Below are 23,833 nucleotides of genomic sequence, written 5' to 3' on the forward strand. Positions count from 1 at the left end.
GCTCACATACGGGCGTTCCGCTTGCGACCGATCAAGTGCCTTGCCGGATGCAAGGCCACGAGGGGAAATAAATATTTTGCGTTAGAGAAATTTTGTAGCATGAAGATCAACGCGGACGCCCGGCCCAGCTTGCCAGCCCCCCACGCCACCCGCGATTGGCCAGGCACGGCTTGACTTGGATCACATTCATTTGCCGTGCAGGGGCCTATAGTCCTTGTGTACTCAAGTATTGTTGCGAAGGAAAACGCATGTACACCAATCAGCCGCCCCGGGAAAACGTGGTCCGCATCATCCAGCAGGAACATACCAACCTGACCGCCGTGATCCACTGCATGCAGCAGTTCGTGCGCACCCTGGGCCAGGGCAACGCGCAACACGACTTGAAGATCATGCGCGCCATGCTGCTGTATGTGATCGACTATCCGGAGCGGGTGCACCACCCCAAGGAAGAGGAGCACCTGTTCGCGCGCCTGCGCCAGCGCACCCACGACGTCGACAGCACGCTGCTTGAACTCACGCGCCAGCACCTGCGCGGCACCGCGCTCACGCGCGAGCTGGAACATGCGCTGACGCGCTACGAATTCCAGGGCGCCCCCGCGCTGCCGGCGCTGCAGCTGCTGGTGGAGGAATACGGCAAATTCTTCTTCGATCATATGAAGCTGGAAGAGGACGTGGTGATGCCGGCCGCGCTGCACCACCTGACGGAATCGGACTGGATCGTGATCGACCTGGCGTTTTCCGCCAACGGCGACCCGCTCACGGGCGCGCCGATCCAGAACAACTTCTCCCGCCTGTACCAATTGATCGTGCAGGCCCAGCCCGGCCAGGGCTGAGCACCGGCGGAAGCGGAAGCGAAAGCGGCACTGGAACCGGCACCGGCTGGCGTCAATTGTCAAGCGTCACATGCGCGCGCGCGACTATTTCGCTTGCGCTGTCGCGTCACGCGTACACCGCATTGCATGACGAAACGTAAGCCCCTACAATCAGTGGCGGCCCCGCAGGGTCCGCGCGCGCCGCCGGCACGCCGTCCCATACAAGGAATCGCACGACAATGCCCACCCTGGTTCGCGCCGCCGTATTGACCAACTACCTGGAAGTGGCCCAGCATCTGGGCCTGAACCCGCAGACCGAACTGGCCAAGGTCGGGTTGAACCGCAAGATGCTGCAAGACCCCGAGCAGCCCATCCCCATCAGCAGCGCCGTGCAATTGCTGGAAAATTCCGCCGCCAGCAGCGGTTGCCAGACCCTGGGCCTGCGCATGGCTGAATCGCGCCAATTCTCCGACCTGGGCGCCGTCAGCCTGCTGCTCACGCACCAGCCCACGCTGCGCGACGCGCTGCACGTGCTGGTGCAGTACCGCCACCTGCTGAACCGGTCCTTGGCCTTGTATGTGGAGGAGGCGGGCGACCTGGTGATCATCCGCGAGGAAGTGGTCAACGATGAACCGGTGCCATGCCGCCAGTCCAACGAACTGGCCATCGGTGTAATGGCGCGCTTGTGCGCCACGCTGCTGGGCCAGCACTGGCGGCCCGTCAGCGTCAACTTCACGCACGACGCGCCGGAAGACCTGCGCCTGCACCGCCGCCTGTTCGCCTGCCAGGTGCAGTTCGGCGCCGAATTCAACGGCATCGCCTGCCCCGCCGCCAACTTCGACGCGCCCAATCCGAACGCTGATCCGGCCATGGCGCGCTACGCGCAGCGCTTTGTCGACACGCTGCAGGACCAGGGCGAACCGTCCATCTCGCACGAGGTGCGCAAGGCGATTTATTTGCTGCTGCCCATGGGGCGGGCGACGATAGAACAGATTTCGCAGGCGCTGGGCATGAACGTGCGCACGCTGCAGCGCCGGCTGGGCGAATGCGACGCCAATTTCAGCGACTTGATCAACGAAGTGCGGCGCGAACTGGTGCAGCGCTACATGAACAACCCCAGCTACTCGCTGGCCCGCATCGGCGACCTGCTGGGCTACTCGCTGCCCAGCAGCTTCACGCGCTGGTTCGCCAGCCAGTTCGGCGTAACCCCCGCCGCCTGGCGCGGCCAGCACGGCAAGCCCTACCAGCAGCCCGTCTGATGCAATTAGGGACGTAACACGATCCTCACAGCGTGAGCGTGTTACGTCCCCAATTATGCCGGCCTCGTTTTTTTCAGGTGGCCCAGCGCATCAACACCATCACCAGCGCGGCCAGGAACACGGTCTCGCCCACCATCAAGGCGATCGGCTTGATGCCGACGGCGGCCAGTTCCTTCAATTGCGTCTTCATGCCCAGCGCGCTGATGGCGATCACCAGCGCCCAGCGCGACATCTCATTGCCCGCATGCTGCACGGCGGCCGGCACCCAGCCCGTGCTGTTGATGCAGGCCAGTACGAAGAAGCCCACCGCGAAACTGGGTAGCAGCGGCGGACGCACGCTGCCGGCCTGCGCGCCCTGGGCCCGGGTGATGAGGGCCGCGCACAGGATCACGGGCAGCAGCATGGCGACCCGCATCAGCTTGACGACGGTGGCCGCGTCGCCCGTCTCGCGCGACATGCTGTAGCCGGCGCCCACCACTTGCGCCACGTCGTGGATGGTCCCACCCAGGAACACGCCGGCCTGCAACGGCGACAGCGCGAAGAAACTGGCGATCATCGGGTAAGCGATCATGGCCGTCGTCGACAGCGCCGACACGCAGATGACCGTGAACAGCGTGGCCTTCTCCTTCTGTTCGTGGGCCGGCAGCGCGGCCGCCAGCGCCAGCGCGGCGGAGGCGCCGCAGATGGCCGTGGCGCCGCCCGTCAGCATGCCAAACAACTGGTTGAAGCCGAGCAGCCTGGCCACCAGCACCGACACCAGGATCGTCACCGTCACGACGACCACCACCAGCACCACCGGCTTCCAGCCCAGCGCCGCGATCTGCGCCAGCGTGAGCCGCAATCCCAGCAGCGCCACGCCCAGCCGCAAAATGGTACGGGCCGTGTATTCGATGCCCGGCTTGCACTGCCCTTCGCCGGACAGGAAGTTGAGCGCCATGCCCAACAGCAGCGCGAACAGCATCACGGGCGCGCCGTAATGCTCGGACAGGAAGCTGGCCGCGGCCGCCACCATGGCGCTGACGATGAAGCCGGGTGCCAGCACGCGCACACGCGCGTTCAGGCCCGAAAAGAAGGTGGGATTCATGCGGTTTCCTCATCGGGCAGCGTCAGGTAGACGCCATCCGTCTCAATGGTGATGGGATAAACGGCCACCTTCATCTGCGGCACATTGGCCAGGCAGCCGGTGCCCAGGTGGAAGCGCAGGCCGTGCGCCGGGCATTGCAGGTACAGGCCATCGAGCTTGCCGCCAGCCAGCGAGGCGCCCTGGTGCGGGCAGCCATCCTCGATGGCGTGATAGGCCCCGTCCACATGGAACAGCGCCAGGCAATGGCCGCCGATGCGCAGCACGGCCCGCCCGCCGTCCGGCGGCAGTTGGGCCGCCGTCAGCGCCAGCCGCCGGCTCATGGCGTCACCGCGTCGGCCTGTTCCAGCGCGGCCAGCATGGCCGCCAGCAGCACTTCGGGCGGCTGGGCGCCACTGGCCACCAGCTTGCCGTTGACGACGTAGTACGGCACGCCACCGCCGCCGTGGCCCACGCCCTCGGCCTGGAACGGCACGGCCGCGCCCAGCATCAGCGGCGCGATGTCGGCGCGCTCCATGCCGCAGGCCAGACCGTGCGTCAGCAATACGGCCGGGTCGCCCACGTCCTCGCCGCGCTGGAAATAGCCAGTGAACAGGCGCTCCAGCAGCGCGTCGCGCTGGGCCGCGCTGCCATTGTTGGCCGCGTGTTGCAGCAGACGGTGCGCGTCGGCCGTGTTGGGCATGTTGCGGATGCGTTGGTAGTCGATCTGGATGCCGGCGGCGGCCGCCGCCTCGCTGACCTGGGCCTGGCGCCGGCGCACGGCCGTGTCGCCGCCCAGGCGCTGGCGGTAGAACTCCATGAAGGGCCAGCCAGCGGCGGGCACATTGGGCAGCAACTGCACGCCGCGCCAGTGCACATGCAGCGCCACCTCGGGCGCGCACGCGCGCAGGCGCGCGATGGCGGCCTGCAGGTTACGCATGCCGATCAGGCACCAGGGGCAGATCACGTCGAAGCCCACTTCAATGTGCAGCACGCGCTTCATGCCGGCACCTCCACGGCGGGTGCACGGGCCGCCACCGCGGCAGCGGCAGCGGCGGCGCAACTGGCGTCGTGCGCATAGTGGCGGCGCGCGTACCAGAACACGCCGGCCGCAGCGATGCTCACCAACGGCACCAGCTGGAACGCCGTGGCCAGGCCCAGGCGGTCTGCCAGCACGCCCGTCAGGAACGGGCCTGGCGCGAGGCCCAGCAGGTTATTGGCCAAGGTCAGCGTGGCGAAGGCCGTGCCGTGGATCGAGCGGTGCGTGAGGTTGGCCACCATGGCGCCAGCCGGCCCCGTGGTGCCGGCGGCCAGGAACATGCCGGCGCCGATCAGGGCCAATTGCAGTGCGCCCGGCGCCATGGCGAAGGCCGCCGACAACAGCACGCAGCTGCCCAGGCAGTAGGCGATGGCCAGCGTGATCTTGCGCGGTGGCGAATGGCGGCACAAACGGTCGCTCAACATGCCGCACAGGACCATGCCGGCGCCGCTGGCCAGCACCACCGCCGCCGCACCGGCGCCGGCGCGGTCGGCGCCCATGGCGTAATAGCGGTTCATGAAGCTGGGCATCCAGACGATGAAGGTGCCGCCCACGAACAACTGCAAGCCGCTGCCCACATAGGCGGCGCGCACGGAACGGCTGCCAAACAGGCTGCCCAGCGGCAGGCGGACCGGTTTGCCGTCCGCCCCGCCCTGCCCGCGCGCGGCACCTTGCGCGCCCTGTGGCGCAATACGGCCTTCCTTGACGATGATGGGGTACAGCACGGCCAGCGCCAGCCCGAACAAGGCCATGCCGGCGAAGGCCCAGCGCCAGCCGATATGGGCCGCGATGCCGCCGCCGAGCGCCATGCCCAGCACGGAACCAAACATGCCGCCCGCCATGAAGGCGCCCGTCAGCGTGGCCCGCATATGCTTGGGGAACACGGACAGCACCACGGCGATACCCACGCTGCCGTAGGCCGCCTCGCCCACGCCCACCAGGAAGCGGGCGGCGAACATCTGGTTGTAGTCCTGCGCCAGGCCGCAGCCCAGCGTGGCCAGGCTCCACAGCACGGCCATCAGGGCCAGGCTGCGTACCCGCCCCCAGCGGTCGGCCAGCAGCGACAGGGGGAAGGTGAGCAAGCCCACCATCAAGGCCACGATGCCGCTCAAGAGTCCGAGGCGAGCGTCGCTCAGTTGCCATTCCACTTTCAACAGGGGGAATACGGCGTTGAGCACCTGGCGCGACATGTAGTCGGAGATCAGCAAGCCAAAGCTCAGCGCGAATACGATCCACGCGTAATAGCGCGGAACGTTGGGGTTGTCGTCGGCCAGGCCGTCGTCGGAGGGAGTGTGATATGCCATGATCTGCCTTCAATCCGTTTCACGAGATGAAAAAAAAGCCGGCACTGGCATTATGCTCCAGCGCCGGCCCCGGTTGCGGGATCAGGTCCGCAACGGCACGTTTTTCTGGCCGGGCCGGCGGTTGGGCGCCATGCCGTTCATGCGCAGCGTCTCCTCGGCATCCTTGTACTGCACGCCGATCTTGTAGATGGCGCGCGCCTCCTTGCCATTGGCCACCTCGCGCCCCAGTTCGCGCGCCACGCGCACGCACTGCTCGATCTGCTGCACGGAAGTCATGCGCTGGCCGTGCTGGTCGATCAGCGTGTCTTCGATGCCGCAACGGGGATGGAAGCCCATCGCCATCGACATCATGTTAAACGGCAGCACGTTCTTGAGCAGCGATTCGGCCGTGATGCAAGCGCCTTCCGGTGCGCGGCGGATGAAGTCCATGAAGTTGAACGGATTGGGGCCGTCGAAGCCGCCGCCGATACCGATCCAGGTCAGGTTCAGCGGGCCGTGGTAGACGCCGCGGCGCACCAGGCGGTCCAGCGTTTCCAGCGCATGCATGCCGGTCAGCTGGAAGTGCGGTTGAATGTTGGCCGCCTGCAGGCGGCGCAGGTGTTCCTCCACCCACGCCGGGCCGGCCGGCACCGTCATTTCGCTGTAGGCCGCGTGCATCATGGGCGAAGCCAGCGAAGTGCCAGCCAGGTACTCGGGATAGAGCAGCTCCATGATGTTCATCTGGGTGGTGTTGATGGCCACCGTCACCTGGTCCGGCTTGGGGTCCAGGTCGGCCAGCATGTGGCGGGTGTCGTCGCTCAGCCATTTGGCGGCCTGGCCGTCGTCTTCCGGCGCGAACGAGATCGAGCCGCCCACCTGGATGATCATGTCCGGCACGCGGGCGCGCACGCCGGCGATCAGCTCATTGAACTTGGACAGGCGCTTGGAGCCCTTGCCATCGAGTTCGCGCACATGCAGGTGCAGCACGGTGGCGCCGGCGTTGTAGCAGTCCACCGCCTTCTGGATCTGTTCCTCCATCGTCACCGGAACGTCTTCCGGAAAATCCTCCGGCGCCCACTCCGGGCCGTACGGGGCCACGGTGATGACTACTTTGTCCTGGTTCTCGGGGTGCAGGGAATCGTCGAGAAATTGCATGCTTGTCTCCTGTTGAATTGGTGCGGTATTTTTTTGTCAATTGGTGTTCAGACCGGTACGTCGCCGATGATGCCGGCCCGCTCCATCTTGCGGTGGCAGGGCGGATAGTCCATCACGGCGTAGTGCTGGGTCGAGCGGTTATCCCAGATGGCCACGCTGTTCGGTTTCCAGCGCCAGCGCACCTGGAACTCCGGCACGTAGGCCTGGCTGATCAGGTAGCTGAGCAGGTTGCCGGCGCCTGGATTGGCGTCCTGGCCAAAGCGCACCCGGCCCGGCGTGTGGTAGTTGGTGATGTGGGTGGTGAAGGCGTTCACGAACAGGATCTTCTCGCCCGTCTCGGGATGGATCCGCACCACGGGATGTTCGGCGTCCGGAAATTGGGCCTTGAGGGCCAGCCGGCGCTCGATCGGCATGGCCGCGCCGAAGCTGGCTTCAATGCTGTGGCGGGCGCGCAGGCCTTCAATGCGCTGCTTGACGTCGTCAGGCAAACGCTCGTAGGCCAGCGCCATGTTGGCCCACATGGTGTCGCCCCCCACGGGCGGGCATTCGACGCAGCGCAGCACGGCCCCGAACTGGGGCGCGGCGCGCCAGGTGGTGTCGGCGTGCCAGGCGTTCTCGTAGCGGTCGTTGGGCTGGTCCGGGTTCTTGTAGATGCGCACCAGACCGGGGTTTTCCGGATCGCTGCCGGCCACCGGATGGTCTTCCAGCTCGCCGAAGCGGCGCGCGAAGGCCACGTGTTCGGCACGGCTGAAATCCTGGTCGCGCAGGAACAGCACGCGGTGCTTGAGCAGCAGCGCCCGCAGTTCGGCGAACAGGCCGTCGTCATGGATGGCCTGTTCCAGCTTCACGTCCAGCAGCTCGGCGCCGATGGCGCAAGTCAGTTGTTCCACTCGCATGGCGTTCTCCTCAGATCACGAAAATGGATGAACCGGTGGTCTTGCGTGATTCCAGGTCGCGGTGCGCCTGGACCGCGTCGGCCAGCGGGTAGTACTGGTTGATCTCGATCTTGATGCGGCCAGCGCCCACGTGGTCGAACAGTTCGCCCGCCAGGTCGGCTTTCTCGGCTGGATCGGCAATGTAGTCGGCCAGCGCGGGACGGGTCAGGAACAGCGAGCCTTTCATGGCCAGCAGCACCGGATCGAACGGTGGAATCGGGCCGGAAGCCGTGCCCACGCACACCATCAGGCCGCGCTTGCGCAGCGAATCGAGCGAGGACATGAAGGTGTTCTTACCCACACTGTCGAACACCACGTCCACGCCACGCCCGCCGGTGATCTCGCGCACCCGCTTGGCCACGTCCTCGGTGCTGTAGTTGATCACATGGTCGCAGCCATGCGCCATCGCCATCTCGGCCTTGGCGGCAGTCGATACGGTGCCGATCACGGTCAGGCCCAGCAGCTTGGCCCATTGCGACACGATCAGGCCCACGCCACCGGCGGCGGCGTGCAGCAGCACCGTGTCGCCGGCGCGGAAGTCGTGGATGCGGCGCATCAGGTAAGCCGAGGTCAGGCCGCGCATGGTCATGGCGGCCGCCGTCTCGAAGGCGATGGTTTCGGGCAGCTTGATCAGCGGCGCGGCCGAAATCACGCGCTCGGTGCTGTAGGCGCCCAGGGTGTTGAGGAAGCCGGTGTAGGTCACGCGGTCGCCCAGCGCCAGACCCGTCACGCCCTCGCCCAGCGCCACCACCACACCAGCCGCCTCCACGCCGATACCGTTCGGCAGCGGGACCGGATAGGTGCCATTGCGGAAGTAGGTGTCGGCGTAGTTCAGGCCCACGGCCACATGGCGCACGCGCACTTCACCGGGACCCGGCTGGCCCACTTCCACCTCTTCCAGGTACAGTACTTCCGGCCCGCCGGTCGCATTGAAACGCACTGCCTTTGCCATGCTTGTTCTCCTCAGATTTGTTGGTACGCCGGCAGCGCATGCCGGCCTGTCCTGCCTTGCTTAGAGACTGTTTCAAAATGAGCGCGGCGACGAAGACAGTGCGCTTGCACGGCGAGGAGCCGCAACGACGCTGCGATCTTTTTGAAACGGTCTCTTACTGTGAATTCAGTATAGACGGGGCTCATTGCCCCAACCATGCATCCCGCGACAGTGACTTTTCATTTCGCGACAGTGGCGGCCAAAACCTGCACTTGTGCGATCAGCGCTTCGGCCCGCGGCCATGGCCCATAGCCGGCGGCCGGGTTCAGGTGGCCCACGGCGCCCAGTTCCACCACCTGGCTGCCCCAATCAACGGCCATGCGGTGCACCGCCTCCAGGCTGGCCAGGTGGTCGTTGCTGCTGGCGGCCACGATGCTGGGGAACGGCAGCCGGGTGCGCGGCAGCGGCGACCAGCCGTGTTCGCGCAGCGTGTCCGGTTGCGGGTAATTGGCCGGCCAGCTGGCCTCCAGGTCCGGCGGCGTGACCAGCAGCGCGCCCAGGATGGGGCGGTTGTGGCGCGCCGCCCAGTGGGCCACCATCAACACGCCGGCGCTGTGGGCCACCAGGATCACCGGGCCGTCGATGGCGGCCAGGGCACGCTCGATGGCTTCCACCCGGGCCGCGCAGCTGAGGCCATTTTCCGTCAACGGCGGCACCGAGCGCGCACCCGGCGTGCCCGCCTGGAGCAGGGTTTGCCAGTGTTCCGGCACGTGGTCGCGCAGGCCGGGGACGATCAGCAAGGTTGGTTTGGTTGTCATATCGGTTCTCTCGTCGGCGGTGGTGTCAGTGCTGGCCCGGCAGGCGGTAGTCGCGGAACATCTCGCGCAGCTTCATCTTCTGCAGTTTGCCGGTGGCCGTATGCGGCAACTCCTCCACGAACACCACGTCGTCCGGCCGCCACCACTTGGCGACCCGGCTTTCCAGGTGGGCCAGCAGTTCATCGCGCGTCACTTCACGGCCGGCCTTGCGCACGGCCACCAGCAGCGGACGTTCCTGCCACGTCGGATGGGCGATGCCGATCACGGCCGCCTCGGCCACGTCCGGATGGTCCATGGCCGCGTTTTCCAGGTCGATCGACGAGATCCACTCGCCGCCGGACTTGATCACGTCCTTGGCGCGGTCGGTGATGAGCATGTAGCCGTCCGCGTCGATGGTGGCCACGTCGCCCGTGTCAAAGTAGCCGTCCGCGTCCAGCACCTGGCCGCCTTCGCCGCCGAAGTAGCCGCTGGCGATCCAGGGGCCGCGCACTTTCAGGTGGCCGAACGCCACGCCGTCATGGGGCAGCGCCTTGCCGTCGTCGTCCGTAATCTTCAGCGTCACGCCGAACACCGCCCTGCCCTGCTTCATCTGCAGCTTGTGGCGCTCGGCGGCTGGCAGCGACGCGTGCTTGGGCAGCAGTTTGCACACCGTGCCCAGTGGCGACATCTCCGTCATGCCCCAGGCGTGGATCACGGTGGCGCCGAAACCTTGTTCGAAGCGCTCGATCATGGACAGCGGCGCGGCCGCGCCGCCGATCACGCAGCGCGTCATGCACAGTTCCGCGCGCGGGTCCAGCTGCTGCGTCTCCACATGGCGGAACAGCATCAGCCACACGGTGGGCACGCCCAGCGACAGCGTCACGCGCTCCTCGCGCATCAGCTCATAGATGCTCTTGCCGTCCATCTGTGGGCCGGGCAGCACCAGCTTGGCGCCGCACAGCGCGCCCGCGTACGGCATACCCCATGCGTTCACGTGGAACATGGGCACCACCACCAGCGCCGAATCGGCGGCCGACACGGCCAGGCCGTCCGTGCTGCACACTGCCATCGCGTGCAGCACCGTCGAGCGGTGCGAGTACAGCACGCCCTTGGGGTGGCCCGTGGTGCCGGAGGTGTAGCACAGGGTGGCGGCGCTGTTCTCGTCGAATTCAGGCCAAGCGTATTGTTCGCTCTCCGGCGCGATCAGGTCCTCGTAGCACAGCAGATTGGGGATGCTCGCGGCCGGCATGTGGGCACGGTCCGTCATGGCGATGAAACCCTTCACGCCCGTCATGGCGGGCGCCAGCTGTTCGATCAGGGCGGCGAAACCGATGTCGAAGAACAGGTACTGGTCCTGCGCATGGTTGACGATGTAGGTGATCTGCTCGGCGAACAGGCGTGGATTGATGGTATGCAGCACGGCGCCCATGCCGGACACGGCGTAGTACAACTCCATGTGGCGGTAGCCGTTCCAGGCCAGCGTGGCCACCCGTTCCCCGGGCTGCACGCCCAGGCGGGTCAGCGCGTTGGCCATCTGGCGCGAACGCCGGGCCACCGAGCCGTAAGTGCTGCGCTGCAGCGGCCCCTCACTGGAGCGCGAGACGATCTCCCGTTCTGGGTGGTTGAGGCAGGCGTGTTCGATCAGCGAAGACACCAGCAACGATTGATGTTGCATCAGGCCTAGCATTGCAGACTCCTTCTGTTTTATTTGACTGAATTTTTTGGCGACGACTTGGGCACGGGCTTGGACGGCAGCAGGCATAGTCGCACGGTGGCGGCGAACCAGCGCCCGCCCATGCGCCCGCGCAGGCCGCGCCGGTTCATGGCGGCGGCGATGGCGCCGAACGAGGCGCCGGCCGCCCGCAACCGACGCAGCTCGGCCACCAGGGCCGGCTCCGGCGGCTGCCAGGCGCCACAAGTACTTGGGGTATCAGGCGGCATTACGCCTTGCGCAGCAGGAAGTGCGACAGCGCGGGCACCAGCACCAGCGCGCCGATCATGTTCAGCGTGAACATGAAGGTGAGCAGGATGCCCATGTCAGCCTGGAACTTGATCGGCGACCAGGCCCAGCACACCACGCCGGCGGCCAGGGTCACGCCCACCAGCGCCACCACCTTGCCCGTGAACTGCAGCGCGTGGCGATAGGCTTCCGCCAGCGACTGGCCCTGGCGCTGCTGCACCAGTTGCACCGACACCAGATACAGCGCGTAGTCGACGCCGATGCCGACACCGAGCGCGATCACCGGCAGCGTGGCCACTTTCACACCCATGCCCAGCATGACCATCAACGCCTCGCACAGGATGGAGGTGAGTACCAGCGGCAGCACGGCCACCAGCACGGCGCGCCAGCTGCGGAAGGTGACGAAGCACAGCACGATCACGGCCGCGTACACATACAGCAGCATCTTGTGGTTGGCCTCGCGCACCACGATGTTGGTGGCGGCCTCGATACCGGCGCTGCCGGCCGCCAGCAGGAACTGGCGTTCCGGCGCGTTGTGGGCTTTCGCGAACGCGTCGGCCGCCTGCACCACGCGCTCCAGCGTTTCGGCCTTGTGGTCGGCCAGGTAGGCGATCACCGGCATCAGCGAACAGCCGCGGTCGAACAGGTCGGGGTTGTTGACGGACGCCTGCTGGGCGCCGTAATTGAGCACGTCCTGGTTGCGCGACAGCGTCAGCCATTTCGGGCTGCCCTCGGAAGTGCCGGCCGTGACCTGGCGCACGGCGTCGGCCAGCGACACCGTGGTCTGCACGCCCGGCACCTGCTGCAGGGCCCACGCCAGGCGGTCCGCCTCGACCAGGGTTTCGTATTTCAGGCAGCCTTCGGGCGGAGTCTTGATCATCACCGCGAACTGGTCGGACGAGAGCGAGTAATTGGCCGTGATGTAGGCGTTGTCGCGGTTATAGCGCGATTCGGCGCGCAGTTCCGGCGCGCCAGGATCGAGGTCGCCGATCTTCAGGTTGGTGCTGACGATGAAGCCGCCGACGGCCAGCGCCAAGGCCACGGCCACGGTGGCCCCGGCCCAGCGGGGTTCCGTGAAGCGGTCCAGCATCAGCCACAGCTTGCCCAGGCCGTGGCCCGTTTCCTCGTCATGCTCCTCGCGGATGCAGCGTTTGGCGGCGGCGGCGGAAACTCCCACATAGGACAGCAGCACCGGCAGCAGCAGCAAATTGGTGAAGATCAGCACGGCCACGCCGATCGAAGCCGTCATGGCCAGGTCGCGGATCACGGGTATGTCGATCGTCATCAGCACGGCGAAACCGACGGCGTCGGCCAGCAGCGCCGTCAGGCCGGCCAGGAACAGGCGGCGGAAGGTGTAGCGGGCCGCCACCAGCAAGTGGGTGCCACGGCCCACGTCCTGCATGATGCCGTTCATCTTCTGGGCGCCGTGCGAGACGCCGATGGCGAACACCAGGAATGGCACCAGGATGGAGAACGGGTCCAGTTCGAAGCCGAAGGCCGCCACCAGCCCCAGTTGCCACAGCACGGCCACCAGCGAGCAGGCAACCACCAGCACGGTGGAGCGCACGCAGCGGGTGTAGGCGAAGATGACGGCGGTGGCCACCAGCGCGGCCACGCCGAAGTACATGATGACCTTGGCCATGCCAGCCAACAGTTCGGCGATCAGCTCCGCGAAGCCGATCACGTGGATCCGCACGGGATAGGCGCCGCCTTGGCGCGCCTGCACCGTCTTGTCGATGGCGTGCGCCAGTGCCGAATAGTCGATCGCCTTGCCGGTGGCCGGATCCTTGTCCAGCAGCGGCACGAAGATCATGGTGGACTTGAAGTTATTGCCCACCAGGCTGCCCACGATGCCGGAACGGGCGATGTTGATCTTGAGCTGTTCCACGCTGCGCGGCGAGCCATCATACCCGTCCGGCATCACGGGGCCGCCCTGGAAGCCCTCCTCCGTCACCTCGTTCCAGCGCACGGACGGGGTCCACATGGACTTCATCCAGGCCCTGTCCACGCCAGGCGTGAGGAACAGTTCATCGTTGACCTGCTTGAGCGCCTCCAGGTAGCGCGGATCGAAGATGTCGCCCTGCGGGTTCTCCACCACCACCCGCAGCGAATTACCGAGGCCGCGCAAGGCGTCCTTGTTGTGCAGATAGTTCTGGATGTAGGGCTGGCCCTGCGGCAGCATCTTCTCGAAGCTGGCGTTCAGGTGCAGCCGGGTGGCCGCCAGCGCGCCCAGCACCAGCGTGACGACCGCGCACAGCACGATCATCCACAGCCGGTTGTTGAACACCAGCCGTTCCAGCAGGTTGCCGGAGCGCTGGTCGAAATGCGCCAGATCGCGTACCACCGGCATGGCGTCGATCCCGTCGGTTGACATATCCATTGTCTCGTTCCTCGTTGAATTGGTCGGCCAGGTAATCCCGGCTCTGATCTGCTTGTTGTTTTGGTGGTGAATACGGTACGTCTATTTGGCCGCCGCCGTCGCGGCCAGCGCCTGCAGCCGCGCGCCGCGCGCGCCCGCGATCAGCAACTGGCCCGGCGCGGCCACCAGCACGGCCGACGCCGGCCCCGGCTTGACCTGGGGCTGGGCGTGGAAGGTGGCGCCGCCATCTGCGCTGCGCAGCAACTGGCCGGACTGGCTCACCAGCAGCAGCGCGCCGTCACCCAGCGCCAGGCCGGCCGTCAAGCCGGTCTGGGTGCCGGTGTCGGCGCGCGCCCAGTGCTGGCCGCCGTCGGCGCTATGCAGGGCCGTGCCGCGCAGGCCGAACACCAGCAGGCTGTCGCCGGTGCCGGTCACGCCGAAAAAGCTGCCTTGATAAGGCGATGGCACGGCCTCGAAGCGTTCGCCGTTGGTACTGCGCTTGAGGATCAGGCCCTGCTCGCCCACGATATACAGTGTGCCGCCCACTTCGCGGATCGCGTTCAGGTGCAGCGCCTTGGGGTTGTCCAGATGGCTTTCCCAGTGCTGCCACGTTTTGCCGCCATCGTCGCTGCGCAAGGCCAGGCCGAACGCGCCCACCGCCATGCCATGGCCATGCGCGTCGAACCAGACGTCCAGCAAGGGCTTGTCGCCCACGTCGGCGTCCTTGCGGCCGTCGAACTGGCGCACCCACGTGGCGCCGGCGTCGGCGCTGTGCAGCACCACGCCGTCATGGCCCACGGCCCAGCCATCACGGGCCGTCGGGAACACCAGCGCCACCAGGTCGGTCGATACCGGCACGGCGGCCTGATGCCAGTGGCCGCCCTGGTCATCCGAAAACAGCACGTGGCCGCGCTGGCCGACGGCCACGATGCGGGTGCCGGCATGGGCCAGGCCGTTGAGCAGCGCGCGCGGCGCCAGCGTGCTGGCGACGGCCGGCGTGTCGAGCGGATCGGCGAACGGGGCCGCCTGGGCCGGGGACGCCGTCAGCAGCGTGAGGGTGACCCCCGCCAGTACGCCGGCGGCGGCGCGAGAAAATCGGTTCATATGAAACTCTCAAAAAAAGACTGCCAGCCCACTACGGCGAAGGGAGTCGCGCGCCGGCAGTCAAACGAGAAATCGTTACAGGCAAGGTCGCGGGTGGCCGCGCACGCGGCGCAGCCACCCGGATGGTCAGCGCACGCCGGCGCCGGCCAGCGCTTCAGGCGACCACTGGGTCGGCTTGAGCGCGTCGATGTACTTCAGGCCACCGTAAGGTCCGGACATGCCGGTCAGGTTGTAGGCGCCGCTCACGAAGTCGTAGATCACATGGTTGCCCGTGTACGTCGCTTGCGCGTCGTAGGCGTAGATCAGGTGATCGAACGAGGAGCGGTACAACTGGCCGCGCGCATCGTACTGGTCCGAAGCCAGCGCCACCCAGCTGTCCTCGTCGATGTAGAAAGTCCGCTTGCCGTAGATGTGGCGCTTGCCCTGCTTGAGCGAAGCTTCCACCACCCACACGCGGTGCAGCTCCCAGCGCACGAAATCCGGATTCAGGTGATTGGGCTTGGTGACGTCGGCCGCCACCTTGGCGGCGAACAGCTTGTACTCGCCGTAAGGGACGATCATCTCCTTCTTGCCGATCAGCTTGAAGTCGAAACGGTCCAACGCGCCGTTGAAGACCCAGGCGTCGTCGTAGGTCGAGGCGCCGGCCGAACCGGGGTTGGGCGTGTCGTAAGCCACGTCCGGGGCCAGCTTGACGCGGCGCTGGCCTGGCAGGTACTGCCATACCTTGCGCGGCTGGGCCACCGGGTTGACGGCGTCGAACGCCATCAAGCCTTCACCGGCGCGCCGGGCCGGCGCCAGGTAGGTCAGCTTGGTGCGGAAGAACACGTCGGTCTGCTTGGCCACTTCCGTGTTCTTGGGGTCCGACAGGGGAAATTCCTCGTAGATCTCGCCGGCCGTGGCCAGGCTGGGCACGCCCGAGGCGTCCACGTTCCACGATTCATACTTGGTGGTCAGCGCGTGGCCCTGGTAGCGCAGCAGGTGGTTCCACATCACTTCGTAGCCGCTCTTGGGGATGGGGAAAGGCACGCCGGCCAGCGCGTTTTCCACGCCCACGCCGCCGTCGACGGCCTTGGCGCTGGTGGCGTTCTTGGCCGTGTTGTCCAGCAGCGCCTTGGGCAAGGTGACGGGACGGTGGGTCGGATAAACGTCCACCCGGAAGGTCGGGAAGCGCTTGAGCAGCTCGCGGGTGCCGGCCGTCAGCTTGTCTTCCTGGCCGGCCAGGTTCTTGCCGGTGATGACCAGGCGCGGTTTGTCGGCGGCGTAGGGGTCGGGACGCACGCCGCTGCCCTTGACGAAACCGGCCGGCGCGGCCGTCAAACCGCCCGTGTATTCAGGGATGGTGCCGTCCTTGTTGGCGGCTTTCTCGGCGCCCACGGCCGTCAGGGTGGTGCCCAGCTGCTTGGCTTCGTCCGGCGATACGCTGGCCTGCGCGGCCGCTGCCGCCGCCAGCGCGGCGGCCATGATGGTGAGTTTGAACATGTTGTTGTCTCCTGTCTGTGATCAGAACGTGGTCTTGAAGGTGGCGGCGAGGAAGCCGCGGTCCTTCAGCAGCGAGGTGACGCCGCCGAACGAAGTGACGGCGCCGCTGGCCGGGTCGGTGACCAGGGGCCCGAAGAAATTGACGTACTTGATGTCGAAGCGGTATTTCTGGCGCACGTCGAACGCCACGCCGAGCGCGTAGTTGCCGGCGCCCTTGTTGCCGCCTGCCTGCACGCCGGAGTTGCCCTTCAAGCCCACCGAGTAGCTGAGCGGAGCGGACATGTCCACGCCCGGCAGCACCTGGAACCAGGTCGGGGTCAAAGTCAGGGCCAGGCCGAAGTAGTCGTGGCTGACCTTGTCCACGCCTTTGTAGTCGTCGCGGCCGCGGTAGAACTGGGCGCCCTGGGTAACGCTGGCCACGCGGTTCCACACCAGTTCCGTGGCCCAGGTGGCGGAATCGGACAACGGCGTCTTGGCCACCGTACCGAGGAAATTCAGCACGCCGTGGATGGTGTTGCCGCGCGCGCCGCTCACTTCACCCTGCTGCGGCAGGTCGGCCGCCTTCACCACCAGCGTGGGATTGACCTTGGCGTTGAGCGCGGCCACGATGGCCGGGCTGGTCCCCACCGGCATCAGGAGCGCCGGGGTGCTGTAGATCGGCATATCGCGGCGGTAGGACAAGTCGGCGCCCACGGCGATGCCGGCCACGCTCTTGGACAGCGAGAAGCCCAGCACGTCGATGTGGTTGGCGTATTCGAACTGGTACTGGCTGGTGGCGCCCAGGGTGCTCGGGTAGAACAGGCAGTTGTTGCCCACCACGGCAGCGCCCGGAATGGCGGCCTTGCAGACGGCGGCGCCGTTGGCACCGAACAGCGCGGCCGGCAGGCCGGCCAGGCGTACGTTCGCTTGCGGCAGCAGGTCCGACGTGCGGCGCAGGTAGACGCCGGCCGTGCCGTCCAGCCAATCGGGGCTCCAGCGCGCGGCCACGCCAAAGTCGCCCGTGTTCGGCGCCTTGCTGTCGGCGCGGCGGATGGCCGGCGCGCCCAGTGGGCCCAGGTAGAACGATTCAGCGCCCTGGAAGGCGTAGTCGTAGAAGCCCAGGAAGGAACCCGATTCAGGCAGGCGGGCCGGCTTCCAGTTGAAGAAGTACTGGGCCGCGATGCCCAGTTCCGGCGTGAGCGAGGACTGGACCGAGAGGGCCTGGCGCGGCAGGAACAGTTCCTTGGCGTCCGTGCCGGGCACGGAATAACCTTTCAGCAGGTCGATCGGCGACTGGCCGTAGTTGACGCCATGGATGGGCGACAGCAGGCTCTCGCCCCAGTACAGCGTGTGCTGGCCCAGCTTGACGTTGACCGGCTTGTCGGCCACTTCGAAGTTGGAGAACACGAAGGCGTCCAGGATCTCGCCCGAGCCGCGGTGATAGCGCTTGGCGTAGTCCGACATGCCCAGCGCCGCCTTGCCGTTTTCACGGTGGTTGGAGCTGGCCACGTTGGTGTTGTCCAGGTGGTCGTAAGCCCGGTCGTACCAGGCGGCGGCCGACACCCGCATACCCATCTTCTGCTGGAATACGATATCCAGTTCCGACAGCCAGTCGATGCGCTGGGAGACGTTGCCCTTGTTGAAGTTGCGGTCACCATCGTCGTAGTTGGCCGACTTGAGCAAGGCCGCTTCCTGGCCGTTCACGCGCTGGCCATAATTGAGCTTGATGGTGTTGTCGAAGCGGATGGCGACGTCGGGGTTGCCCGTCTCCAGTTCGGCCGCGTGGGCCACGCCGATCGCGCACAAGGCCGCTGCCAGTGCTTTCAGTGCCAGGGGATGGGTGGATTGTGCTGGTTTCATGCTGCGCCTGCTCCTCTATTTGTTGTAATGAACGCTGCTGGTACGGTGCTGCTTGCTTGCCGCGCGGGCGGCAACTCCGTGGCTGAAGGCGGGTGCGTCATCTGGTGAGGGGGCATGGGCATGATGCTGTCTCCTCATCGTCTGGGCCCCGCTGTCCTGGCCGGGCTATGTTGTCCGGTCCGGGTCAGCGATGAGTCATCATAGGATTCAAAGCGAAAATTCCCGTTTCCATTTCACGACGTGCGCTTCGCATTTCGTGACAATGCGTGTGTATGTGGCGCGTGGTGCACAACGGCCGGCGGCGGCAAGCGGCAAGCGGCGAGCGGCGGGCGGTGGGCGGCGGGCGAATGGCGGGCGGCGGCTGGCCTGCCCGGCAGCGTCCCCCCCTCTTACGCTGAAACCAGCCGCTGGGCGCGCGCGGCCCGCCGCATGGCCGGCGCGTCCGCGTCCGCCACCGTGGCCTCGCCGGCCTTGAGGCGGAAGATGCGCACCGAATCGTTCACGTTATCGGCCTGCTCGCACAGCGCGCCGGCGGCCGCCAACTGCTGCTCCACCAGGGCCGCGTTCTGCTGCGTCATGGCGTCGATATGGCCGACGGCCGCATGCACTTCGGCCATGCTGGCCTGCTGCAGCTGGGCCGCGTCGCTGATGCCGTCCAGGACCGAGGCCAGTTCCGTCACCGAGCGCACCGCGTCGCGCATGCGGGCGCGCGCCTCGTCCGTGCGGCCCGCCCCCTGGCGCACGTGACCGGCCGATTCGGCCACCAGTTGCTTGATCTCCTGGGTGGCGGCCGAAGTGCGCTGGGCCAGCGTGCGCACTTCAGTGGCCACCACGGCGAAGCCGCGACCGGCCGGGCCGGCGCGGGCCGCTTCCACCGCCGCGTTCAAGGCCAGCAGGTTGGTCTGGAACGCCACCGACTCGATCAGGTGAATGATTTCGCCGATGTGGCTGGAGGAGGCCGAAATATCCGTCATGGCGTGGGCCGCAGCGTCCACCGCCTCGTCGCTGCGGCGCGCCACGGCACCCGTCTGCCCGGCCAGGCCGGTGGCATCGCTGACGGCCTGCGCGCCCTGCCGCGCCTTGTCGTTGATGGCCGCCAGCGCGGCGGCCATCTGTTCCAGGCTGCCCGCCTGGGCTTCCGTGCGGGCCGACAGGTCCGCGTTGCCGGCCGCGATGTCGTGCGCGCTCCTGCGCAGGTGATCGACCTCGTCGCGCACGTCGCGCACCACGGCGCGCAGGTTGACCGACATTTGCAGCAAGGCCCGTTGCAACTGGCCCACCGTGCCGCTGGCGCCCGTGCTGACCGGGTGTGCCAGGTCGCCTGCGGCCAGCTGGTTGGCGTCGCGCAGCACGTCGCGCAGCGGCGCCACGTTCAGATGCCACATGCGTGCCGTGACCGCCACCGCCACCAGCGCGCCGCCGGCCAATTGCAACCACAGGGGCAAGCCGCTGCGCGCCAGGGCCAGCAGGCCGGTCGCCGCCAGCAATTGCAGCGCCAGCATGCGGCCCCGCGTGGAGGGCGTGAGCCGGCGCCGCAGCGCGTTCCACAGGCCGGCGCGCAGCACGCGGCCATGGCGCAGCGTGATGGTGGGATGGCCGCTGGCCGCGTCGGCCCGCATCTCCGCATACAGTTGTTCGGCCATGGCCACGGACGCCGGGTCGGGCGCCGTGCGCACCGACAGGTAGCCGGTGACGCGGCCGCCGTCCATCATGGGCGCGGCGTGCGCCAGCACCCAATAATGGTCGCCGTTCTTGCGGCGGTTCTTGACCAGGCCACTCCAGGCGCGGCCCTCGTTGAGCGTATCCCACAGGTCGCGGAAGCCCTCGGCCGGCATGTCCGGGTGGCGCACGATGTTGTGGGGCTGTCCCATCAACTCCTCGCGCGTGAAGCCGCTGATCTCGACGAAGGTGGGGTTGCAATACACGATACGGCCTTTTGTATCGGTCACGGACACGATGGTCTGGTCGGCGGGAAAGGTGTAAGCGCGCTGGCTTACCGGTAGATTGGTGCGCATGATCGTCCTGATGGTGATCGGGCCGGAGCGCGGCAGTGGCGGCGCTCGGTGTGCGCGGCTGCGCGACGGTGGCAGCACGGGCGATGAATGGCGGCGGCGCGGCCTGGCCCAAACCGGCCGCAGCGCCGGCCACGTGGCTATTTGCTTTGAGATGTTATTTTCCACGCAGCAAATGCAGTGTCCGCCCGCTGGTGGCGCACTGTCAACGGCCACTGTGGCGTAGCGGTCACCGTGTCAGCAAGTGACAAATGGCTGTCATGGGAAGCGAATTAACCATACTCTAAGTATTGGTATTCCCGCCTGCAGGCATCATCTGCTGCCATCGCCTTGCGCCAGGCCTGCCCCGTCTCCACCAACTCTTGCCGTAGACGCTATAATGGAAAGTTGAACCCAGCCCGGTGGCCAGCTTGTGCCCAGCGCCGCGCCGTTCCGCTGTTCGCGCCGTTCCCGTTTGCCGTTCTCGCCGCGCGTTTTTAACACTGCTCCGTTTTTTGGTCCGCCACGTGAATCCACATCTCGACAAACTGCAATCCTACCCGTTCGAAAAACTGCGCCAGCTGTTCGGCCAGGTCCAGCCCAATACCCAGCACACGCCCATCAGCCTGGGCATGGGCGAACCCAAGCACCCCACGCCGCCGTTCATCCAGCAAGCCCTGATCGACAACATCGCCGGCCTGGCCAACTACCCCACCACCATCGGTTCGGAAGCGCTGCGCGGCGCCATCGCCAGCTGGCTGGAACGGCGCTACGGCATCCCGGCGCTGGACCGCGCCACCCAGGTGCTGCCCGTGAACGGCTCGCGCGAGGCGCTGTTCGCGCTGGCCCAGACCGTGATCGACCCGGCCGCCGACTCGCTGGTGGTGTGCCCCAATCCGTTCTACCAGATCTATGAAGGCGCGGCCTACCTGGCCGGCGCCACGCCCTACTTCGTCAATTCCGACCCGGCCCGCAACTTCGGCTGCGATTACGACAGCGTGCCGGCCGAAGTGTGGCAACGGGTGCGCCTGCTGTACGTCTGCTCGCCCGGCAACCCGACCGGCGCCATGCTCACGCTGACGGACTGGGAACACCTGTTCGCCCTGTCCGAGCGCTACGACTTCATCATCGCCGCCGACGAGTGCTATTCCGAGATTTACCAGGGCGACGAACCGCCGCTGGGCGCCCTGCAGGCGGCCCACACGCTGGGCCTGTCCACCGTGGAGCGCCCGTACGCGCGCCTGGTGGTGTTCTCCAGCCTGTCCAAGCGTTCCAACGTGCCGGGCATGCGTTCCGGCTTCGTGGCCGGCGACGCTGAAGTGCTGAAAAAATTCCTGTTGTACCGCACCTATCACGGCAGCGCCATGAGCGCCACCGTGCAGGCTGCGTCGGTCGCGGCCTGGAACGACGAAACCCACGTCGAACAGAACCGCGCCCAATACCGCGCCAAATTCGACGCCATCACCCCGCTGCTGCGCGAAGTGATGGACGTCGAACTGCCCGACGCCGGCTTCTACCTGTGGGCCGACGTCAGCCGCACCGGCCTGTCGGACACCGAATTCGCGCAGCGCCTGTACGCCGAATATAATGTCACGGTACTGCCGGGCAGCTTCCTCGCGCGCGAGGCGCACGGCCTCAATCCGGGCCGCAACCGCATCCGCATGGCGCTCGTGTCCAGCACCGAGGAAGGCCTGGAAGCGGCCCGGCGCATCGTCCAATTCTGCAAAACCCTGAATCCATAAAGCGAGTCACATCATGAGCCAACAACTCCAGAACATCATCGACCAGGCATGGGAAGACCGCGCCAACATCAACCCATCCAACGGTAGCGCCGAACTGCGCGACGCCGTGGGCCACGTGATCGCGGGCCTGGACGCGGGCACCATCCGCGTGGCCGAGAAGACCGGCGCCGACTGGATCGTCAACCAGTGGGTCAAGAAGGCCGTGCTGCTGTCGTTCCGCCTGGAGAACAACGTGGCCATGCCGTCCGACGGCACCATGCAGTTCTACGACAAGGTGCCCACCAAGTTCGCCAACTACACGGCCGACGATTTCGCCAAGGGCGGTTTCCGCGTGGTGCCGCCAGCCGTGGCGCGCCGCGGTTCGTTCATCGCCAAGAACGTGGTGCTGATGCCGTCCTACGTCAACATCGGCGCCTACGTCGATGAAGGCGCCATGGTCGACACCTGGGCCACCGTGGGCTCCTGCGCCCAGATCGGCAAGAACGTCCACCTGTCGGGTGGCGTGGGCATCGGCGGCGTGCTGGAACCGATGCAAGCCAACCCCACCATCATCGAGGACAACTGCTTCATCGGCGCCCGTTCCGAGATCGTGGAAGGCGTGATCGTGGAAGAGAACTCGGTGATCTCGATGGGCGTCTACATCGGCCAGTCGACCAAGATCTACGACCGCGCCACGGGCGAAGTGAGCTACGGCCGCGTGCCGGCCGGCTCGGTGGTGGTATCGGGCAACCTGCCTTCGGACGACGGCAAGTACTCGCTGTACTGCGCCGTGATCGTCAAGCGCGTGGACGCCAAGACCCGCGCCAAGACCGGCATCAACGAACTGCTGCGCGGTATCTAAGTCACCCTGAGTTCCGCACCTGCCCGCGCGCGCTGTCGCCCACAGTGACGCGCGCGCGGCGCCCGACCGCACCACACGAGGAGAACGCCATGGCCATGGAGCGTCTGTTCCAGCTGATGAAGGAAAAAAACGCGTCGGACATGTTCTTCGCGGTCAATTCCCCGGTCCACATCAAGATCAACGGCAACCTGATCCCCATCAACCAGCAGAAGCTGGAGCCGGACAACATCACGGCGCTGCTGGCGGAAGTGTGCAGCCCGGCCCAGATGGCGGAACTGGAACAGGACAATGAGCTCAACATGGGCATCTCCGTGCCCAACCTGGGACGTTTCCGGCTGTCGGCGTTCCGCCAGCGCGGCAGCATTTCAGCCGTGTTCCGCTTCGTGCCGGCCACCATCCCCGTGCTGGGCGAACTGGCGCTGCCGCCCGTGCTGTCGGACCTGATCATGGAAAAGCGCGGCCTGCTGCTGCTGGTCGGCTCCACCGGATCGGGCAAGTCCACCACCATCGCCTCCATGCTGGACCACCGCAACGAACTGCGGCCGGGCCACATCCTGACGCTGGAAGACCCGATCGAGTACCTGTTCAAGAATAAGAAATCCATCGTCAACCAGCGCGAGATCGGCAGCGACGCCAAGGACTTCGCCACGGCGCTGCGCAATTCGCTGCGCCAGGCGCCCGACGCCATCCTGATCGGCGAGATCCGCGACAAGGAAACCATGGCCGCCGCGCTGGCCTACGCCCAGTCCGGCCACCTGGTGCTGGCCACCCTGCACGCCAACAACAGCTACAACGCCCTGAACCGCATCATCTCGTTCTACCCGATCGAGAACCGCCCCGCCCTGCTGCAGGATCTGTCCTCCACCGTCAAGGCCATCGTCTCGCAGCGCCTGGTGCGCTCGATCAACGGCGGCATGCGCACGGCCGCCGTGGAAGTGATGCTCAACACCCGCCACATCGCGGACCTGATCGAAAAAGGCGAAATCGGCCAGATCAAGGAAGCGATGGACAACAGCATGTCGCCCGGCTCGCAATCGTTCGAGCACGCGCTGCTCAAGCTGGTGCAGGATGGCGCCATCAGCCAGGAGGAGGCATTGGCCAACGCTGATTCGGCCACCAACCTGCTTTGGCTGCTCAATAATGGCCCTGACAGCAAACTGGCCCAGGCGGCCAGCGAACCGGAAGCGCCCGCCAAGCCAGCCTCCGACACCTCGTTCACGGAATTCACCCTCAACACCTGAGGCGCC

Annotated in this window: 20 protein-coding genes; 5 read left to right on the plus strand and 15 right to left on the minus strand. The window is 66.6% G+C overall.

Annotation, left to right across the window (positions count from 1 at the left end; translation table 11 throughout):
- Positions 1-248 precede the first annotated feature (248 nt).
- Entirely contained in the window at positions 249-833 is a 585-nt protein-coding gene (locus H3H39_RS19525) for a hemerythrin domain-containing protein (protein ID WP_182155632.1), read from the plus strand.
- Positions 834-1,051: 218 nt separating this feature from the next.
- On the plus strand, positions 1,052-2,071 hold the full coding sequence (locus tag H3H39_RS19530) for an AraC family transcriptional regulator (protein WP_182155634.1): 1,020 nt from the start codon (positions 1,052-1,054) through the stop codon (positions 2,069-2,071).
- A 73-nt stretch (positions 2,072-2,144) separates the two neighbouring features.
- On the opposite strand, the gene H3H39_RS19535 is transcribed toward H3H39_RS19530, so the two are convergent.
- The 15 genes from H3H39_RS19535 to H3H39_RS19605 all read right to left on the minus strand — a co-directional run bounded on the left by H3H39_RS19535 (position 2,145) and on the right by H3H39_RS19605 (position 20,027).
- On the minus strand, positions 2,145-3,155 hold the full coding sequence (locus tag H3H39_RS19535; protein ID WP_182155636.1) for a YeiH family protein: 1,011 nt from the start codon (positions 3,153-3,155) through the stop codon (positions 2,145-2,147).
- A complete protein-coding gene (locus H3H39_RS19540) occupies positions 3,152-3,475 on the minus strand; it encodes a Rieske (2Fe-2S) protein (RefSeq protein ID WP_182155638.1) in 324 nt (107 codons plus the stop codon). Before H3H39_RS19540 ends, H3H39_RS19535 begins: the two co-directional genes overlap by 4 nt.
- A complete protein-coding gene (locus H3H39_RS19545) occupies positions 3,472-4,134 on the minus strand; it encodes a DsbA family oxidoreductase (protein WP_182155640.1) in 663 nt (220 codons plus the stop codon). The genes H3H39_RS19540 and H3H39_RS19545 overlap by 4 nt, the downstream gene beginning before the upstream one ends.
- Entirely contained in the window at positions 4,131-5,474 is a 1,344-nt protein-coding gene (locus tag H3H39_RS19550) for an MFS transporter (protein WP_182155642.1), read from the minus strand. Before H3H39_RS19550 ends, H3H39_RS19545 begins: the two co-directional genes overlap by 4 nt.
- Before the next feature lie 81 nt (positions 5,475-5,555).
- Positions 5,556-6,608 carry a beta-keto acid cleavage family enzyme gene (locus H3H39_RS19555; protein ID WP_182155644.1) on the minus strand — a complete coding sequence of 351 codons (1,053 nt, stop codon included), beginning with the start codon at positions 6,606-6,608 and terminating at the stop codon, positions 5,556-5,558.
- 47 nt (positions 6,609-6,655) lie between these two features.
- The gene (locus H3H39_RS19560; protein WP_182155646.1) at positions 6,656-7,504 is read right to left on the minus strand and encodes a TauD/TfdA dioxygenase family protein; all 849 of its coding nucleotides are present in this window, start codon (positions 7,502-7,504) and stop codon (positions 6,656-6,658) included.
- 10 nt (positions 7,505-7,514) lie between these two features.
- Complete coding sequence (locus tag H3H39_RS19565) at positions 7,515-8,495, minus strand: quinone oxidoreductase family protein (RefSeq protein ID WP_182155648.1); 981 nt, start codon at positions 8,493-8,495, stop codon at positions 7,515-7,517.
- A gap of 218 nt (positions 8,496-8,713) precedes the next feature.
- The gene (locus tag H3H39_RS19570) at positions 8,714-9,292 is read right to left on the minus strand and encodes an RBBP9/YdeN family alpha/beta hydrolase (protein ID WP_182155650.1); all 579 of its coding nucleotides are present in this window, start codon (positions 9,290-9,292) and stop codon (positions 8,714-8,716) included.
- Positions 9,293-9,317: 25 nt separating this feature from the next.
- Positions 9,318-10,958, minus strand: a complete 1,641-nt coding sequence (locus H3H39_RS19575) for a 3-(methylthio)propionyl-CoA ligase (protein WP_182155652.1) — start codon at positions 10,956-10,958, stop codon at positions 9,318-9,320.
- 17 nt (positions 10,959-10,975) lie between these two features.
- Positions 10,976-11,212 (minus strand): recombinase family protein, encoded by a 237-nt coding sequence (locus H3H39_RS19580; RefSeq protein WP_182155654.1) that lies wholly within the window; start codon positions 11,210-11,212, stop codon positions 10,976-10,978.
- Positions 11,212-13,611, minus strand: a complete 2,400-nt coding sequence (locus tag H3H39_RS19585) for an efflux RND transporter permease subunit (protein ID WP_182155656.1) — start codon at positions 13,609-13,611, stop codon at positions 11,212-11,214. Before H3H39_RS19585 ends, H3H39_RS19580 begins: the two co-directional genes overlap by 1 nt.
- An 81-nt stretch (positions 13,612-13,692) precedes the next feature.
- Positions 13,693-14,694 (minus strand): WD40/YVTN/BNR-like repeat-containing protein, encoded by a 1,002-nt coding sequence (locus H3H39_RS19590; RefSeq protein WP_182155658.1) that lies wholly within the window; start codon positions 14,692-14,694, stop codon positions 13,693-13,695.
- Positions 14,695-14,820: 126 nt separating this feature from the next.
- Positions 14,821-16,173, minus strand: coding sequence for a DUF1329 domain-containing protein (locus tag H3H39_RS19595; protein WP_182155660.1), 1,353 nt, complete (start codon positions 16,171-16,173; stop codon positions 14,821-14,823).
- A gap of 21 nt (positions 16,174-16,194) precedes the next feature.
- Positions 16,195-18,012 carry a DUF1302 domain-containing protein gene (locus tag H3H39_RS19600; RefSeq protein WP_182155662.1) on the minus strand — a complete coding sequence of 606 codons (1,818 nt, stop codon included), beginning with the start codon at positions 18,010-18,012 and terminating at the stop codon, positions 16,195-16,197.
- A gap of 389 nt (positions 18,013-18,401) precedes the next feature.
- Positions 18,402-20,027, minus strand: a complete 1,626-nt coding sequence (locus tag H3H39_RS19605; protein ID WP_182155664.1) for a methyl-accepting chemotaxis protein — start codon at positions 20,025-20,027, stop codon at positions 18,402-18,404.
- Positions 20,028-20,530: 503 nt separating this feature from the next.
- Here H3H39_RS19605 and dapC point away from each other — a divergent pair.
- The 3 genes from dapC to H3H39_RS19620 all read left to right on the plus strand — a co-directional run bounded on the left by dapC (position 20,531) and on the right by H3H39_RS19620 (position 23,827).
- Positions 20,531-21,745: a succinyldiaminopimelate transaminase gene (gene dapC / locus H3H39_RS19610; RefSeq protein ID WP_182155666.1), complete on the plus strand. Its 1,215-nt coding sequence runs from the start codon at positions 20,531-20,533 to the stop codon at positions 21,743-21,745.
- Positions 21,746-21,758: 13 nt separating this feature from the next.
- Entirely contained in the window at positions 21,759-22,586 is an 828-nt protein-coding gene (dapD, locus tag H3H39_RS19615; protein ID WP_182155668.1) for a 2,3,4,5-tetrahydropyridine-2,6-dicarboxylate N-succinyltransferase, read from the plus strand.
- Between the two features lie 89 nt (positions 22,587-22,675).
- Positions 22,676-23,827, plus strand: a complete 1,152-nt coding sequence (locus H3H39_RS19620) for a PilT/PilU family type 4a pilus ATPase (RefSeq protein WP_182155670.1) — start codon at positions 22,676-22,678, stop codon at positions 23,825-23,827.
- Positions 23,828-23,833 lie beyond the last annotated feature (6 nt).

Origin of the sequence: Rugamonas apoptosis (assembly GCF_014042355.1) — a bacterium.
In the GTDB taxonomy this organism is placed as follows: Bacteria; Pseudomonadota; Gammaproteobacteria; order Burkholderiales; family Burkholderiaceae_D; genus Rugamonas; species Rugamonas apoptosis.